At 73.5% G+C, this 16,411-nt stretch carries 12 protein-coding genes; 8 read left to right on the forward strand and 4 right to left on the reverse strand.

The features are described 5' to 3' along the window. Positions 1-35: 35 nt before the first annotated feature. The gene (gene tdh, locus V2J85_RS04505) at positions 36-1,064 is read right to left on the reverse strand and encodes an L-threonine 3-dehydrogenase (protein WP_261952962.1); all 1,029 of its coding nucleotides are present in this window, start codon (positions 1,062-1,064) and stop codon (positions 36-38) included. 189 nt (positions 1,065-1,253) lie between these two features. Further along, positions 1,254-1,553 (reverse strand): DUF6506 family protein, encoded by a 300-nt coding sequence (locus tag V2J85_RS04510; protein ID WP_261952961.1) that lies wholly within the window; start codon positions 1,551-1,553, stop codon positions 1,254-1,256. 302 nt (positions 1,554-1,855) lie between these two features. On the opposite strand from V2J85_RS04510, the gene V2J85_RS04515 reads away from it, so the two are divergent. From V2J85_RS04515 to V2J85_RS04525, 3 genes are all read left to right on the forward strand, one after another. Continuing rightward, the gene (locus V2J85_RS04515; protein ID WP_330820680.1) at positions 1,856-3,373 is read left to right on the forward strand and encodes a S1 family peptidase; all 1,518 of its coding nucleotides are present in this window, start codon (positions 1,856-1,858) and stop codon (positions 3,371-3,373) included. 204 nt (positions 3,374-3,577) lie between these two features. Further along, positions 3,578-5,863 carry a hypothetical protein gene (locus tag V2J85_RS04520; RefSeq protein WP_330820681.1) on the forward strand — a complete coding sequence of 762 codons (2,286 nt, stop codon included), beginning with the start codon at positions 3,578-3,580 and terminating at the stop codon, positions 5,861-5,863. Next, the gene (locus tag V2J85_RS04525) at positions 5,769-6,365 is read left to right on the forward strand and encodes a hypothetical protein (protein ID WP_330820682.1); all 597 of its coding nucleotides are present in this window, start codon (positions 5,769-5,771) and stop codon (positions 6,363-6,365) included. The genes V2J85_RS04520 and V2J85_RS04525 overlap by 95 nt, the downstream gene beginning before the upstream one ends. Before the next feature lie 36 nt (positions 6,366-6,401). Here the strand turns inward: V2J85_RS04525 and V2J85_RS04530 are convergent, their stop codons facing one another. Next, on the reverse strand, positions 6,402-7,190 hold the full coding sequence (locus tag V2J85_RS04530) for a VOC family protein (RefSeq protein WP_330820683.1): 789 nt from the start codon (positions 7,188-7,190) through the stop codon (positions 6,402-6,404). A gap of 160 nt (positions 7,191-7,350) precedes the next feature. Here V2J85_RS04530 and V2J85_RS04535 point away from each other — a divergent pair, with 160 nt between their 5' ends. The 3 genes from V2J85_RS04535 to V2J85_RS04545 all read left to right on the forward strand — a co-directional run bounded on the left by V2J85_RS04535 (position 7,351) and on the right by V2J85_RS04545 (position 11,281). Then, positions 7,351-9,777 (forward strand): SpoIIE family protein phosphatase, encoded by a 2,427-nt coding sequence (locus V2J85_RS04535; RefSeq protein WP_330820684.1) that lies wholly within the window; start codon positions 7,351-7,353, stop codon positions 9,775-9,777. 112 nt (positions 9,778-9,889) lie between these two features. Next, a complete protein-coding gene (locus V2J85_RS04540) occupies positions 9,890-10,081 on the forward strand; it encodes a hypothetical protein (RefSeq protein ID WP_261952957.1) in 192 nt (63 codons plus the stop codon). A 99-nt stretch (positions 10,082-10,180) separates the two neighbouring features. Continuing rightward, positions 10,181-11,281, forward strand: coding sequence for a GNAT family N-acetyltransferase (locus tag V2J85_RS04545; protein ID WP_330820685.1), 1,101 nt, complete (start codon positions 10,181-10,183; stop codon positions 11,279-11,281). 42 nt (positions 11,282-11,323) lie between these two features. Here the strand turns inward: V2J85_RS04545 and V2J85_RS04550 are convergent, their stop codons facing one another. Beyond that, the gene (locus V2J85_RS04550) at positions 11,324-13,174 is read right to left on the reverse strand and encodes a glycoside hydrolase family 15 protein (RefSeq protein WP_261952955.1); all 1,851 of its coding nucleotides are present in this window, start codon (positions 13,172-13,174) and stop codon (positions 11,324-11,326) included. Between the two features lie 99 nt (positions 13,175-13,273). Between V2J85_RS04550 and V2J85_RS04555 the strand changes: the two genes are divergently transcribed. After that, a complete protein-coding gene (locus V2J85_RS04555) occupies positions 13,274-14,080 on the forward strand; it encodes an SAM-dependent methyltransferase (RefSeq protein ID WP_261952954.1) in 807 nt (268 codons plus the stop codon). Further along, complete coding sequence (locus tag V2J85_RS04560) at positions 14,077-16,203, forward strand: putative bifunctional diguanylate cyclase/phosphodiesterase (RefSeq protein WP_330820687.1); 2,127 nt, start codon at positions 14,077-14,079, stop codon at positions 16,201-16,203. The genes V2J85_RS04555 and V2J85_RS04560 overlap by 4 nt, the downstream gene beginning before the upstream one ends. Positions 16,204-16,411 lie beyond the last annotated feature (208 nt).

A 16,411-nucleotide genomic window follows, 5' to 3' on the forward strand; every position in this document is an offset into this window, starting at 1 on the left:
TGGTGACGGGCGGGACGGACGCGGTCAGGCCGTGATCAGGCACTCCAGTCCAGGATGATCTTGCCGCTGCGGCCGCTCGCGGCGTCGTCGAAGGCGGCCTCGAAGTCGGTGTACGCGTACCGGCCGGTGATCACGGGAGCGAGGTCCAGTCCGCCTTCGAGCAGGACCGACATCGCGTACCAGGTCTCGAACATCTCCCGGCCGTAGATGCCCTTGATCGTGATCATGGAGGTGACGATCCGGGACCAGTCGACGGGGAAGTCCTGGGCGGGCAGGCCGAGCATGGCGATCCGGCCGCCGTGCGTCATGTTGGCGATCATGTCGCGCACCGCCTCGGGCCGCCCGGACATCTCCAGCCCGATGTCGAAGCCCTCGCGCAGCCCGAGCGCGCGCTGCCCGTCGGCGATGTCCGCCTCGGCGACGTTGAGCGCCAGGCTGACGCCGATCTTGCGGGCGAGGGCCAGGCGTTCCTCGCTGACGTCGGTGATCATGACGTTGCGGGCGCCCGCGTGCCGGGCCACCGCCGCCGCCATCAGGCCGATCGGCCCGGCGCCGGTGATCAGGACGTCCTCGCCGACCAGCGGGAACGACAGCGCGGTGTGCACGGCGTTGCCGAACGGGTCGAAGACCGCGGCGATGTCGAGGTCCACGGGGACGCGGTGCACCCACACGTTCGTCGCGGGCAGTGCCACGTACTCGGCGAAGGCGCCGTCCCGGCCGACGCCGAGCCCGACCGTGGCGCGGCACAGGTGGCGGCGCCCGGCGAGGCAGTTGCGGCACTTGCCGCAGACCAGGTGGCCCTCGCCGCTGACCAGGTCACCGGTCGCGACATCGGCCACGTCGCGGCCGGTGGCGACCACCTCGCCGACGAATTCGTGGCCGATCGTCAGCGGGGTGGCGAGCGCCTGCTGCGCCCAGCCGTCCCAGGCACGGATGTGCAGGTCGGTGCCGCAGATGCCGGTGCGGAGCACCTTGATCAGTACGTCGCCCGGGCCGATGGCCGGTTCCGGCACCTCCGTGAGCCAGAGCCCCGGCTCCGCCTTCTGCTTGACCAGTGCCTTCACCGCGACGGCTCCCGTACGTAAGAGTGCATGACGTGTCGGGGGCAGTCATGTTCCGGCCACCCGATCTCCGCCGGAAAATCTTCCGTACGACGGGCGCCCGGTCCATCGAGGTTTTCTTAAGCGCGGTGACAGCTGATCTTCACGCCCCGCCGCGGCGGCCGCGGCGGGGCGGGCGGGCCGCGGCCCGGGTCAGGAGAAGATCGCGTGCACCTGGTCGACCGCCTCGGGCCCGTACCCGACCGTGCCGACCGGGACCGCGCCGTCGATCGCGTCGATGATCCGGCCGCCCCAGACCGGCCCGAAACCGCCGCACAGCTCGATCAGTTGGACCCCGTCGGCCACCAGTTTGCGGGCCGCCTCGATGCCCTCCTCGGGCTTGGTCACCCCGATGAACACGCTGCGGCACGCGCCGGTGTCCACGACGTTGACCTCGCCGCCGGCGGCGCTGCCGGCCGCCGTGTAGATGAACCCCCAGTGGGTGAGTGCCATGCCGTGGACCTCCCGTGGTCGTGGCGGTCACCCGGTCGTGGTGATCGCCGAGGGGACCAGCCAAGCAGAGCCGGGGCGGCCAGGGCACGGATTCGGTCACGCCGGGCCGACCGCGCGCGAGCCGGGCGCGGGAGTGTAGGGCGTCGGGGCGGCGGCCGGCGGAATTCATCACAGGTTGAGCGGGCCTGAGCCCGGGGCGCGGCGGACTCCGTAGGACTGGATGCAACCACACACGGGGCGCGCCGCGCCGCACCACGGCGCTCCGTGTGCTCCGTTCCTGTGCGGCCCTGGAGGTCAGTGAAGTGAGCCACCGACATGTGAACAAGCGGACCGGCGTCGTCATCGGCGCCGCCGCGGCCGCCGTCATGGGCGCGGCGATCCTGCTCCCCAACGCCAACGCGAGCACGGACCGCCCGCCGGCCCCGCGCACCTTCAGCGCCTCCGCGGCGACACAGCTGGCGACGGCCCTGAAGTCGGACCTCGGCGGCGACAACGCCGGCTGGTACCTGGACGGCGCCAACGGCCACCTGGTGATGAACGTGCTGTCGAAGGACGCCGCCGAGCGGGTGCAGTCCAAGGGCGCGGTCGCCAGGGTCGTGCACAACAGCATGACCGCGCTGAAGGCGGGGACGAAGACGCTGCGCGAGACCGCCGCGGTCCCGGGCACCGCGTGGTCGATCGACCCGCGGACCAACAAGATCGTGGTGGTCGCCGACAAGACGGTCACCGGCGCGAAGATGGCCACGCTCACCAAGGCCACCCGCGGCATGGGCGCGGGCATGGTCACCGTCAAGCGGTCGCAGGGCGAGTTCCGGCGGTTCGACGGCGGAGGGATGAGCGAGGACCCGGGGACCCCGCCGGCCGGCGGCGACGGCCAGAACGGGGGCCAGGGAGCCAACGGGGGCCAAGGGGCCAACGGGGGCCAGGGAGCCAACGGCGGGCAGGGGGCCAACGGCGGGCAGGGCGGCGGTCAGGCCAACGGCGGGCAGGGCGGCGGCGGTTCGGCCGCGGGGCCGATCGGGGGCAGTGCCATCTTCGGCGGCAACGCCCGCTGTTCCCTGGGGTTCAACGTCACGGTGAAGGGCGCCCCCGCGTTCCTGACGGCGGGCCACTGCGGCAACGACTCCCCCACCTGGTCCGCCGACCAGGGCGGCAGCCAGCCGCTCGGCAGCGTGCAGGACTCGCAGTTCCCCAAGACCGACTTCGCGATCGTCACCTACGACGACAAGAGCGCGCAGCCGCAGAGCGCGGTGGACCTGGGCAACGGCTCCACCCAGCAGATCACCAAGGCCGCGGAGGCCGCCGTCGGCATGAAGGTGCAGCGCTCGGGATCCACCACCGGGGTGCACGACGGCACCGTCACCGGGCTGGACGCCACGGTCAACTACGGCAACGGCGACATCGTCAACGGCCTCATACAGACGGACGTCTGCGCCGAGCCGGGCGACAGCGGCGGCTCGATGTTCGCCGGTGACTCCGCCGTCGGACTGACCTCGGGCGGCAGCGGCGACTGCACCCAGGGCGGCGAGACGTTCTTCCAGCCGGTCACCGACGCGCTCAAGGCCACCGGCGCGGAGATCGGCGCCGGCGGGGGCGCCGGCAGCGGTGGCGCCGCCGCGGGCGGCGACCAGAGCGCCGGCGGCGACCAAAGCGGCGGGAGCGACCAAAGCGGCGGGAGCGACCAGGGCGCCGGTGGTGACCAGAGCGCCGGCGGCGATCAGGGTGCCGGGGGCGACCAGAGCGCCAGTGGTGACCAGAGCGCGGGTGCCGACCAGGGTGCCGGCAGTGACCCGAGTGCCGGAGGTGATTCGCTGAACTGATGACGATCACGACGTCCGACGACGACGTCTGACCAGGACATCTGATAACGACGGCGCAGATGACGCCCCGCCCGCCCCCCAATCCCCTGGGCGGGCGGGGACGTTGGTGGCCACGGGGTCCTGGAGTACCGGCGGAACCATAGCGACCGCCTGGGACGCGGTGTCAGAATACCGGCCCTACTCCGACCCGTCCTCAGGGGCACCATGGCGTCGAACGAACTCGATTCCCAGATCCCCGTCTTCCGCGGAGCAGGCCATCTGCTCCGTCTGATCGCCGACCTGACCCGCCGGCCACGCCGGCGGGAGTGTCCGGAACCGGTGCGGCACCGCGGCGTGGCGCAGGGCCGGGAGGGCCTGCCGGTGCTCTGTCTGGTGGCCGGCCCGGACCACACCCCGCTCGCCAAGGGCATCGGCTACTTCCTCAGCCACGCCGATCCGCGCCGGGTGCCGCACGTGCTGTACGACCTCGCGGCCGACGCGCCGCGGTCCGAGCCGGAGTCCGTCGAGGCGGTGCGGCGGACCCTGGAACGCCTCGCCCAGGGCTTCGCGCGGAGCGTCAACGGCAGTGACGGCAGGGTCCGTTTCCGCCGGTTCGGTCTGGTCAACTGGCTGACCCAGGTGGGCACCGGCAACCGCCCGGACGACCTGGGTGACATGGAAGGCACCGACCACACCCTGTTACAGGGGCTGCGGGAGCGGGAGTTCCGGCGGCGGCGGATGTTCGGGCTGCTGCGCTCCCCGGAGACCGAGCTGGCGGTGGACGGCAAAGTGCCGTGGTGGGTGTGGCTGTTCGCGGTCCACGTCTTCCCGCTCGCCTGGTTCCGGGTCCGCCGCGGCCTGGGCCGGGAGTACCGCTGGCTGCTCAACCAGCCCTACCTCGCCCCGCGCGACCCGGGCACCTTCATCGGCTTCGCCGAGCGGCTGACCGCACCGCACAACCAGGTCGAGGACCCGGAGCAGTTGCGGAAGCTGATGGTCAACGCGTTCCTGGAGGATCTGCGGGTCGCCTTCCGCCGCCGTCCGTGGCGGCCCCGCACGGCCCGGCGCACCGCGTACTGCGTGGCGCTGCTCGACGGGGTCGGCCCGGACAACTGCGGTCATCCGCTGCTCCAGGCCGTCATCGACGTCCGCAACGAGACCGGCGCCTTCGACCCGCTGCTGATCATCGCCTGCGGTGCCCAGCCGCCGGCCGAGGGCAGCCGGGCCCGGGCGGACTGGGGCCGCAGCGAGCTGTGGGAACTGACCGACCGGCTCTACGGCGGCTGGCGGGACACCTTTCTGCACCAGGGCCGGGCCCGCAACCGCGCCCCCTGGTACCTGCCGGTCAGCGTGCCGCGGCTGATGCCGCCGTCCGAGGAGAGCTACGAGCTGACCCGGCGGCTGGAGGTGGCGCAGGACGCCCGGCTGCGGATCCCCGAACCGCCCCTGTGGGCGCGCCGGGTGGTGTCCGTCGTGGCGGTCTGCGCGGTCGTCGTCGGCCTGCTGGGCGCGGGCGGCCTGGTGCTGGGCGCGGAGAGCCGGTACCGGCAGGCGCACTGCGGGCTCAGCCGGTTCAACGCCGACGCGGACACCCTGCGCACCGCGGAGACCGGTGAGTGCATCGGGGTGGCCCGCCATGGTTTCACCTTCCACTCCCCCGATCCGTCGCTGGACCGGACCCTGCAGAAGATCTACGCCCAGAACGCGGTCGCCGAGCAGGAGCACCGGGCGGCGCCGGAGCGGCCGTTCGTCACGCTGGTGCACCTGTCCGCGCTGCTCAGCGTCTCGGGCAAGCTCTCCGGTCAACTCGCTTACGGGCGCGAGGCGTTGCAGGGGGCGGCGAGCGCGCAGTCCCGGCAGCTGCGCAGCAGCGGGGCCACCGAGCCGATCCTGCGGATCTTCCCCGCGAACGCCGGGTCGGGGATGCGGTTCGGCCCGCGGGGTGGTGGAGATCCTGGACCGGCTCAAGGAGCAGGACCCGTCCCTGGTGGGGGTGACCGGGCTGGACCAGAGCCGGGAGGCGACCAACCGGACGATACGGCAGCTGACCGCGGTGGGGCTGCCGATGGTGGCGACGACGCTGTCCGCGGACTCGCTGGTGCGCCAGTCGCCGATGTACTTCCAGGTGTCACCGCAGAACAGCCGGGAGGCGGAGGTCGCCGCGGCCTACGCCGACCACGTCGTACGGACCGGTGCGGGCAAGCCGGCCCGGCGGGTGCGGATCATCGCATCCGCCGATCCCAGCGACACCTACAGCCGCACGCTCAGCGACGACGTCGAACGGCGCTTCCGGGCGCGGGAGTTCGCGGTGGAGCGGACGTCGTTCACGCCGCCCCCGCCGCCGGGCCAGGAGCCCGCCTCGGATGCCCCGGGCCCCGGCACGGTGGGGCAGCGGAGCTGTTCGTACCCGGGGGTGGTGTTCTTCGCGGGGCGCTCGGAGGACTTCGAGTCGCTGCTCGGCGGGATCAACGAGTCCTGCAACTCCGCGCCGCCGGTGCTGATCGGCGGTGACGACGTGGCCCGGCTGGCGGCGGACGCGGACCGCCGGGGGCACTATCCGGGGATCCCGTACGACTTCCTGGACTTCACGCTCGGTTCGGCGCACTGCGACGGCACCAGCGAGCTGTACGCGGAGCTGAGCCGGCTGTTCCCCGAGGAGTGCGCGAAGGTTCCCAACTCCTCGCTCGACGGGCATGCGGCGCTCGGGTTCGACGCCGTGAAGCTGTACGTCAACGCGGTCAAGCAGCTGCGGGAGGAGGCCGCGCAGATGCCGCTGACGCCGCCCGCGGTGTGGCACGCGATCAGCGGGGTGCACGGGGACGGGGCGCTCGACGGGGCGAGCGGGATCATCAGCTTCGGCGGTGAGGTGGACCGCCAGGTCCCGCTGGACAAGCTGCTGTCGGTGCAGCGCATCGACAGGACGGGGCGGCCGGCCCAGGCCGGGTTCTGCGGGCGGGTCGGCGGGCGGAAGCAGGCGGCGTGGTGTCCCGCGCTGGAACCGGAGGAGGGCTGACGCACCGGCCGGCCGGGGGGCGCGGTCCGGCGGGGGTCAGGGGGGTTCGGGCGAGGTGACGGTGAACAGGCCGCCGTCGGGGTCGCGGACGACGGCCTGGCTGCCGTTGCCGTCGGCGGTCGCGGTCACCGGGGTGACGGTCCCGCCGGCGGCGACCGCGGCGGCGGTCACCTTCTCGATGTCGTCGACCGGGAAGTGCACGTGCCAGCGCGGCCGCACCCGCGGGTCCGGGGCGGCCTCCACCCCGCCGCCGCGCAGGGTGGCGACGATGTGGGTGCCGTCGTGCACGATGACCTGGTCGTGTTCGTAGGTGACCTCGCAGCCGCCGGGCCGGCCGGAGGCCCATTCGAAGACCTCGGCGTAGAAGATGGCGGCCTCGAAGGCGTCGCGGGTGCGCAGTTCCAGGCAGGCGGGGGCGCGGCCGTGCCCGACCGACCAGGCGAGCGTCTGGCCCTCCCAGAAGCCGAAGGTGGCGCCGTCGCGGTCGGCGGCCAGCGCGGCGCGTCCGGGGCCGAGCTTGAGCGGGCCGACCGCGACGGTCCCGCCGCGCTCGCGGATCCGGTCGGCGGTCACGTCGGCGTCCTCCACCGCGAAGTACGACGTCCAGGCCACCGCGACCTGGAAGCTCTGGGCGAGTGCGCCCAGGCCGGCGACCGGCTGCCCGTCGGCCATCGCGACCGAGAACTCCTGGCCGAGGCTGGCCGGGCGGAACCGCCAGCCCAGCACGGCGGCGTAGAACTCCTGCGCCGATTCGAGATCGCGGGCCATCAGGCTCACCCAGCACGGAGCCCCGCGCACGGGGGTCGTGGGGCCATGGGCCGACATGACATCTGCCTCCTGTCGCTTCGCACCCCCGCCGCACCCCCTCCCACTGTGCCAGCGACGCAGCGGGCCCGCACCGGGGCGCCGGGCGCGGGGCAGCGCAGTTGTGCCGGTCTTGATCAGGCTCGATGCTGTAGGTACTGAACCGGGCTGGGTTGATGCCATGAACGCATGGAACGCGGCGGAGAGCGCCGACTTCCGTGGTCCCCTCGACGTCACCAGGGCGGCCACAGCGGTGCTCGACGCCCGGGACCTGGTCATCGGGTGGAGTCCGGCGGCCCAGCGGCTGCTCGGCTACCGGCCCGAGGAGGTCATCGGGCGCCCCTGCGAGGCGTTCTTCCCGGCCGCCGAGGCGGCCGGTGACGCGTGGTCCGGGCAGTCGGCGAAGGCCCCGCTGAGCAGCGGCCGGCTGGGGACGGCACGGCACCGGGACGGCCGGCTGCTGCCGGTGGCGGTCACCACCTGCCCGCTGGAGCCCGCGCCCGGCGGTTCCGCGCCGGACGCGCCGGCCCGCATCCTGGTGGTGGCCGGGCTGGCCGCGCAGCAGGAGTGGGAGTCCCGGCAGGCGATGCTGCACGGACTGGCCACCCAGTCCCCGGTGGGGCTGGGCATCTATGACACCGATCTGCGGGTGACCTGGGGAAACGCCGCGTTCGTGAAGGAGATCGGGCTGCCGCTGCGGGAGTTCCTCGGCACCCGGGCCGAGGCGCTGTACCCGGACGGGGAGTTCGTGACGGAGGGGTACCCGCGCACGCTCGACGCGGTGATGGAGCAGGTCCTGGAGACCGGTGAGCCGGTCCTCGACCTGCACTTCCTCGGCCAGCAGCCGTCCGAGCCGGGCCCGGACCACGTCTGGTCGTGCTCCTACTACCGGCTGCACGACGCCCAGGGGCAGGTCCTCGGGGTGTGCGAGGACGCCTTCGACATCACCGACCGCTACCAGGCGCAGCGCCGGCTCAACCTGCTGGTGGCGGCCGGCACCCGGATCGGGACGACGCTCGACATGACGGCCACCGCCCGGGAGATCACCGAGGTCGCGGTGCCGGACTTCGCGCGGACGGTCACCGTGGACCTGGTGCACCCGGTGCTGGAGGGCGAGGAGCCGGCGCCGGGGGACGGGACGGTGCCGCCGCTGGTCCGGGTCGCCACCCGCAGCGTCGACGACCCGCCGGACGCCGTGCCGCACGGCCCGTACCGCATCGAGTATCCGCCGGGGTCGCTGCCGTACCGCAGTCTGTCCTCCGGGGGGATGGTGCGCGCGGAGAACTCGATGGTCGTGCCGCTGCGGGCGGGCGGCGCCCCGATGGGGCTGGTCACCTTCACACGGGGCACCCACCCGTCGGTGTTCGACAAGGGCGAGGTCGAGCTCGCCGACGAGCTGGTCACCCGGACGGCGGTGTGCCTGGACAACGCCCGCCGCTTCACCCGGGAGCACACCGCCGCGCTGGCCCTGCAGCGCAACCTGCTGCCGCAGCACGTGCCGGAGCAGTCCGCGGTCGACGTGGCGTACCGCTATCTGCCCAGCGACGACCGGGCCGGGGTGGGCGGCGACTGGTTCGATGTGATCGGGCTGTCCGGGACCCGGGTCGGGCTGGTGGTGGGGGACGTGGTGGGGCACGGCCTGGAGGCGGCGGCGACGATGGGGCGGCTGCGGACGACGGTGCGTGCGCTGGCCCAGCTGGACCTGTCGCCCGACGAGCTGCTGAGCCGGCTGGACGACCTGGTGGGGCAGCCCGCGGAGGAGGGGGCCGGCCAGGTCGGCACGCACACCGGCCCGGACGACGTGGCCACCGGCGTGACCTGCCTCTACGCGGTCTACGACCCGGTGTCGCGGCGCTGCACCATGGCCCGGGCCGGGCATCTGCCGCCGGCCGTGGTCGACCCGTCGGGCACGATGTTCTTCCCCGATCTGCCGGCCGGTCCGCCGCTGGGCCTGGGCGGGCTGCCGTTCGAGTCGCTGGATCTCGAACTGCCGCCGGGCAGTCTGGTCGCGCTGTTCACGGACGGGCTGGTGGAGTCGCCGCACCGGGACGTCGACGAGGGGCTCGCGGTCCTGGCCCGGGTGCTGGGCGAGCACCACCGGCCGCTGGAGGAGCTGTGCGACCGGGCGATGGCCGAACTGCTGCCGGACGGACCGGCCGCCGACGACTCGGCGCTGCTGCTGGTGCGCACCCGGGAGCTGGACGCGAGGCAGGTGGCGGCCTGGGAGCTGCCGGCGGATCCGGCCGCGGTGGGCGCGGCCCGGGAGCTGGCGACCGCGCAGCTGCGGGAGTGGGGCCTGGAGGAGCTGTCGTACGCGACCGAGCTGGCGGTCAGCGAGCTGGTCACCAACGCGGTGCGGCACGCCTCGGGGCCGCTGCACCTGCGGCTGCTGCGCGATCTGACGCTGCTGACCGAGGTGTCCGACACCGGGCACACCTCGCCGCACCTGCGCCACGCGGCCAATGAGGACGAGGGCGGGCGGGGGCTGTTCATCGTCGCGCAGCTGGTGCAGCGCTGGGGCACCCGGTACACGCCGTACGGCAAGACCATCTGGACCGAGCAGGCCTTCCCGCCGCGGTATCCGGGGGCGCCGCGGCCGATGGACTGACCGGGTGCGGGGGCCGCGGCCCGGCGTACGTCGTGCGGGTGTTCGGTGACCGCCCCATCATGGAACCAAGCGAGGTCCCGGCGACCCGGCGGGCGCGGACGAAGGAGGACCTGTGACGACCAACGGCAAGGAGCAGCCGGCCGAGCACCGGCCGGCCGAGCTGTACACCGGCAGCGAGCGGCCCTACGACCCGGAGGATCTGGTGCGGGCGTCCGGGCGTGAGCCCACCCCGTCGAGCCTGGCATGGGCCAGGCGGCTCATCGAGGAGGAGGGGCCGGGCGCCATCGAGCGGTATCTGCCGTGACGGCCGCACGCTCCGGGGGACGCTCCTGAGGGCCTGCTTCCGGATCTCCCCGACGACCCCGCGCCGGCGGCCGCGGCGCGGGATGCGGAGGCGCTAGGGATGGACATCGAGGTCCTGGCGGCCGGTGCGCTCGGCGGTGTCCGGGCCGAGCGCTGGGCGCGGGCGCTGTCCGCGCCCGGCGGTGCGGCCCATCCGGTGCTGTCCCCGGATTTCGCGCGGGCGGTCGGCGGGGTCCGTCCGGCCGCCCGGGTCGCGGTGCTGGAGAGCGACGGGCGGTGCGGCTGGCTGGGGTTCGAGGAGCGCGGGCACGGCGTCGGCGAGGTCATCGGCAAGGGCTTCACGGACGTGGGCGGGCTGCTCTGCGAGCCGGGGCTGCCGCGGCCCGACTACCGTGCCGTGCTGGCCGCCTGCGGGCTGGCGGTGTGGCGCTTCGTGCAGGCCGAGCCGGCCGGTCCGCCGCTCGGCGGGGCGGGTACCGCGGTGCCGCCCGGGGTCCGGCTGCTGGGCCGGGTGCCGAGTCCGCTGGCGGATCTGAGCGAGGGCTACGAGGCCCATCGCACGGCCGTCCGGCGGCGCTCGCCCGCCTCGGCGAAGACCCTGCGCAAGCACGAGAACCGGCTGGCCCGCGGCGCGGTGCCGGTGCGGTACGTCTTCGACGCGCGCGATCCGCAGCTGCTGGGGACGATGCTGCGCTGGAAGTCGGCGCAGTACCGGGCGAGCGGCTGGTCCGATCCGCTGGCCGCGGAGCGCGGTACGGAGCTGGCGCACGCCTTGGCGGGGCTGCGCACGCCGACGTGCACCGGCGCGCTGTCCGTGCTGTACCTCGGTGACGAGCCGGCGGCGATGCAGCTCACGCTGCGTTCGGCGACCGTGCTGACCTGTTGCGTCACCGCCTTCGACCACCGGTACGCGGCGCATTCGCCCGGTACGGTGCTGCTCGGCCGGGTGATCGAGACCGCGGCGGAGCTGGGGGTGACCACCGTCGACCTGGGCACCGGCGACTCGGAGTACAAGCAGGCGTTCACCACCGAGCAACGCACCCTGCCGCAGGGCCTGTTGTGGCGGCCGACGCTGGTGGCGGGCGGTGCCCTGCTGCACGACGCGGCCGAGCGCACGGCGCGGGACTTCATCACCGCCCGGCCGTGGCTGCGGTCCCGGGTGCGGGGCGCGCTGCGGCGCTACGGAGCGCTGCGCGGCTGAACGGGCAGGCGGGTGAAGGGAGTTGGCCGGGTGCGGGCCGCGTCATGCGGCGACGGCGGCGTCCTCGGACAGCAGGAACGCCGTGTTCACCAGCGCGACATGGGTGAACGCCTGCGGCGTGTTGCCCAGTTGGCGGCGTGTCTCGGGGTCCCATTCCTCGGAGAGCAGCCCGACGTCGTTGGCCGCCGACAGCACCCGGGCGAAGAGTTCCCGGGCGGCGTCGTGCCGGCCGGTCGCGGCCAGCGCGTCGGCGAGCCACAACGAGCAGGCGAGGAAGGCGCCTTCGGTGCCGGGCAGTCCGTCGACCGCGGCCCGTCCGGCGTAGCGGCGGTGGAAGCCGGCGTGGTCGAGTCCGTCGCGCACCGCGTCGACGGTGCGCACGACCCGGGGGTCCTCGGGCGGCAGGAAGCCGGTCTTGACGATGAACAGGGTGGCCGCGTCCAGTTCCCGGCTGCCGTAGTGCTGGACGAACACCCCGCGTTCCCGGTCGTAACCGTGCGCGCAGACGTCGGCGTGCACCGCGTCGCGCATCGCCCGCCAGCGGTCGACCGGGGCCGCGAGGCCGGTCAGGTGCGCCATCCGGACCGCCCGGTCCGCGGCGACCCAGGACATGACCTTGGAGTGCACCCAGTGCCGGCGGCCGCCGCGGCCCTCCCACAGGCCCTCGTCCGGGTCCCGCCAGTGCGCCTCGATGAAGGACATCAAGGTCCGCAGCAGGCCCCAGACATGGCGTTCCATCGGGATGCCGGCCCGCAGCGCGAGGTAGAGGGTGTCGACGACCTCGCCGTAGATGTCGAGCTGGAGCTGGTCGACTGCGGCGTTGCCGAAGCGGACCGGGGCGGAGTGCTCGTAGCCGGGCAGCCAGTCGGCGGCGGTCTCGGGCAGCCGCCGTTCACCGGCGACGCCGTAGACGCTCTGCAGGTCCCGCGGGTCGCCGGCGATGGCCCGTACCAGCCACTGCCGCCAGGCGGCCGCCTCCTCGCGGAAGCCGCCGCGCAGCAGGGCGGACAGCGTCATGCTGGAGTCGCGCAGCCAGCAGAAGCGGTAGTCCCAGTTGCGTACGCCGCCGAGGTGTTCGGGCAGCGAGGCGGTGGGGGCGGCGACGATCCCGCCGGTCGGCCGGTAGGCGAGCGCCTTGAGGGTGATCAGGGAGCGCCGGACGGCCTCGCGCCATTCGCCGTCGTAGCGGCAGCCGGCCGTCCAGCGCCGCCAGGCGTCGGTGGTCTCCCGCAGGGCGCGGTCCGGATCGATCCGGTGGGCGTTGGGCAGGTGGGAGGGCTGCCAGGTCAGGACGAACGGCACCGTCTCGCCGGCCCGTACGGTGAACTCCGAGCGGGTGCTGGTGTCGTGGCCGTAGGTGTGCACACCGGGGGCGAGCCGCAGCCAGGCGGAGTCCGGTCCGGCGACCGCGATGCGGTGGTGCTCGGTGCGCCGCACCCAGGGCGCGATCCGGCCGTAGTTGAAGCGGAGCCGCAGGTCGCCGCGCATCTCGACACTGCCGCGCAGGCCCTCGACGAGGCGGACCAGGCGCGGTGACTGGTCGCGCTGCGGCATGAAGTCGACGACCCGGACCGCGCCGTCGGGGGTCTCCCAGGTGCTCTCCAGGATCAGGGTGTCGCCGCGGTAGGCCCGGCGGTCGCACGGCCCGCCGGAGACCGGGGCGAGCCGCCAGTGGCCCTGCCGTTCGTCACCGAGGAGGGCCGCGAAACAGCTGGGCGAGTCGAAGCGGGGCAGGCACAGCCAGTCGATCGAGCCGTCCCGCCCGACCAGGGCGGCGGTCTGCAGGTCGCCCAGCAGGGCGTAGTCCTCGATGCGTCCGGGCATGGCGTCCCTTCGTGATGTCCATTCTGCGCGCGACGGCGGCGGGGCGCGCGGGCCGCCCGTTCGGCGCACGGCGCACGGCGCCCGACTGGCCCGCTTGCGGCGGATATGGGATCGTAGGAGGCTTTTTTTGCAGCGTGGGATCCCTCGTCTGGGGAGGAGGGACGCTCGATGACGCGGCGGCGGTGGGTGCCCGAGGGCACCGACCAGGACGTTCCGAACGTCGCCCGGGTCTACGACTGCTACCTGGGCGGTTCGCACAACTTCGCGGCGGACCGGGAGCTGGCCCGGGAGGCCGTCGAGATGTGGCCGGACCTGCCGCTGATCATGCGCGCGAACCGGGCCTTCCTGCGGCGGGCCGTGCAGTTCCTCGCCGGGGAGGGGATCACCCGCTTCCTGGACATCGGCTCCGGTCTCCCCACGTTCGGCCCGGTCCACGAGGTGGCGCGGGTGGTGCAGCCCGAGGCGCGGGTGGTGTACGTGGACATCGACCCGGTGGCCGTGCAGCACAGCAGACTGCTGGTGGCCGATGACCCGCTGTGTGCGGTGGTCGAGGCCGACATGCGGGATCCGGCGGGGCTGCTGGCGCGGCCCGCGGTGGCGGAACTGCTGCGTCCGCGCGAGCCGGTGGCGGCGCTGCTGCTGGCCGTACTCCACTTCGTGACGGACGAGGAGGACCCGGCGCGGATCGTCCGGGAGCTGTCCGCCGCGCTGCCGGCGGGCAGTGCGCTGGCGCTGTCGCACGGGTCGCGGGAGGGCCGGCCCGATGTGGTGGAGAAGCACGAGGACCTGTACGCACGGGCGTCGGCGCCGTTGACCATGCGTACCCGGGAGGAGATCGTGGCGCTGTTCGAGGGGTTCCGGCTGCTGGAGCCGGGGGTGGTCTACCTCCCCGAGTGGCGTCCGCAGGATCCCGCGGCGGTGGGACCGCATCCGGAGCTGTTCAGCGGCCTGGCGGGAGTGGGGCTGAAGCCGTGAGCGTCCCGGCCGGGGGGCGCGTGGACGCCGCCGCGGTCCGTTTCCGTGACTCCTGGTCCCGGCTGTTGCGGCAGGGCCACGGGGCCGCGGTGAGCCCGGGTGTCCTGGGCCCGCTGGTGTACCGCACGGCCGAGCTGCTCAGCCGGGCCCACGGGGAGGATCCGTTCGATCCGGGACCTGCCGAGCGGGCCGGGGCGCTGCTGGTCGACGCCCAGTTCACCGACCCCGTGGTGCTCGCCCACGCCGTCGAGCTGCTCCAGCAGTGGCCGGCGCCGGACGACCGGGGGCCCGCGCTGACCGGGGCGTTCGCCGCGGGCTGGTCGGCCGCGCTGCGCGACCGGACGCTGCGTGAGCAGGAGGCGATCCGGCGCGCGGTGGACCTGGCGCGGCGGGAGGCGGAGCGGGCGCTGTACGCGTCGGAGGCCCGGTTCCGGGCGATGTTCGAGCGCGCCGCGATCGGCATCGGCTTCGCGGACCTGGAGGGCAACCTCCTGGTGGTGAACAGCACGCTGCAGGACATGTTCGCGGCCACCGCCGAGGACATGCGCGGGCTCAACGTCGAGTCGCTGGTCCACCCCGAGGACTCGTCCGGTGTCTGGGAGACGTACCACGAGCTGGTCCAGGGCGAGCGGGAGAACTTCCAGTGCGACAAGCCGTACTACCGGCGGGACGGCGAGGTGATCTGGACGCACCTGACGGTCTCGCTGATCCGCGACGAACAGGACACGCCCCGTTACCAGGTGGCGATGCTGGAGGACATCACCGACCAGCACCGGCTGCAGGAACGGCTGCGCCATCAGGCCACGCACGATCCGCTGACCGGGCTGCCGAACCGGACGGCGTTCTTCGAGCGGCTGGAAGCGCTGTTCGACGATCCGGGGCCGGGGGCGCGGTTCGGGCTGTGCTCGCTGGACCTGGACGGCTTCAAGAACATCAACGACAGCCTGGGCCACGAGGCGGGTGACCAGCTACTGGGGGCGGTCGCGGACCGGCTGCACTCCGGGGTGGCGCCGCTGGGCCACCTGGTGGCACGGCTGGGCGGGGACGAGTTCGCCGTGCTGATGGAGCGGAGCAGGGGGCCGCAGGAGGGCATCGCGGTGGCCCAGCGGGTGCTGGGGACGCTGGCGCCGCCCTTCCTGATCGGCGATCAGCAGCTGGTGGTCAGGGCCAGCATGGGGGTGGTGGAGCAGCCGGTCTCCGCGACGACGGCGAGCGCCGCGATGCGCAGTGTGGACCTGACGCTGTACCGGGCGAAGAAGGAGGGCCGCGGCCGCTGGACGCTGTTCGATCCGCAGCGCAACGCGGTGGCGGTGAGTCAGTACGCGATGTCGGTGCGGATACCGATGGCGCTGGACCGCGGGGAGTTCTTCCTCGACTACCAGCCGCTGTGCGCGCTGGACGACGGGGCGATGGTGGCGGTGGAGGCGCTGGTGCGCTGGCGCCATCCGGAGCTGGGGGTGCTGGGACCGGACGAGTTCATCATGACGGCCGAGGACAGCGGGCTGATCATCCCGCTGGGCCGCTGGGTGCTGCTGCACGCCTGTGAGCAGGCGGCGCGCTGGGCGGACCGGTTCGGTGACGCGGCGCCGCGGATGAACGTCAATCTGGCGGTGCGGCAGGCCCGTAACGCCGGGCTGATCGCGGACATCGACCGGATCCTGCGGTCGAGCGATCTCGATCCGGGCCGGCTCCAGCTGGAGATCACCGAGAGCGCGATGCTCGGCCCGCGGGACCCGGCGCTGCAGGCGCTGCACGAGCTGGTCGGCATGGGGGTGTCGCTGACGGTGGACGACTTCGGCACCGGCTGGTCGAACCTGGCGTACCTGCGGGACCTGCCGGTCTCCGGACTGAAGATCGACGGATCGTTCGTGTCCGAACTGCATGCGTCCGGGGAGGATCCGGTGGGCTGGCGGATCATCGGCGGCATGGTGTCGCTGGCGCATTCGCTGGGTCTGTCGGTGACGGCGGAGGGGGTGGAGACCGCCGCGGACGCACAGCGGTTGCGGGCGATCGGCTGTGACTGCGCGCAGGGCTGGTACTACGGCCGTCCGGTGCGGCCCGGGGAGATCACCCGGCGGATCGTCGAGGCCGCGGGCGGCACCCGCGCCGACGGGGAGGGCTGAACGGCCCTCAACCCCCGGAAGATAATTTCTCCGACATTTTGGACATTTCCCCTTGACTCGGTACCGAGAACCTGTTCATGATGGGGCCCTGGCACCCCGTAGGTAGTGCGGGCACCGCCCCACAGCCCCAACGGACAGCACATTTGCCAGTCGTGGTGGTCGACGCTTCCAGCGTCCGAGAACGACCCGGCGTCTCCTCGCCCGGGGT

The sequence above is a fragment of the Streptomyces bugieae genome (assembly GCF_036352915.1).
GTDB lineage: Bacteria > Actinomycetota > Actinomycetes > Streptomycetales > Streptomycetaceae > Streptomyces > Streptomyces endophytica.

Bases quoted from the DNA above. Each gene is read 5' to 3' on its own strand.
- V2J85_RS04510 (WP_261952961.1), bottom strand. From the start codon at position 1,553: ATGGCACTCACCCACTGGGGGTTCATCTACACGGCGGCCGGCAGCGCC.
- V2J85_RS04520 (WP_330820681.1), top strand. From the start codon at position 3,578: ATGGCGTCGAACGAACTCGATTCCCAGATCCCCGTCTTCCGCGGAGCA.
- V2J85_RS04530 (WP_330820683.1), bottom strand. From the start codon at position 7,190: ATGTCGGCCCATGGCCCCACGACCCCCGTGCGCGGGGCTCCGTGCTGG.
- V2J85_RS04535 (WP_330820684.1), top strand. From the start codon at position 7,351: ATGAACGCATGGAACGCGGCGGAGAGCGCCGACTTCCGTGGTCCCCTC.
- V2J85_RS04545 (WP_330820685.1), top strand. From the start codon at position 10,181: ATGGACATCGAGGTCCTGGCGGCCGGTGCGCTCGGCGGTGTCCGGGCC.
- V2J85_RS04555 (WP_261952954.1), top strand. From the start codon at position 13,274: ATGACGCGGCGGCGGTGGGTGCCCGAGGGCACCGACCAGGACGTTCCG.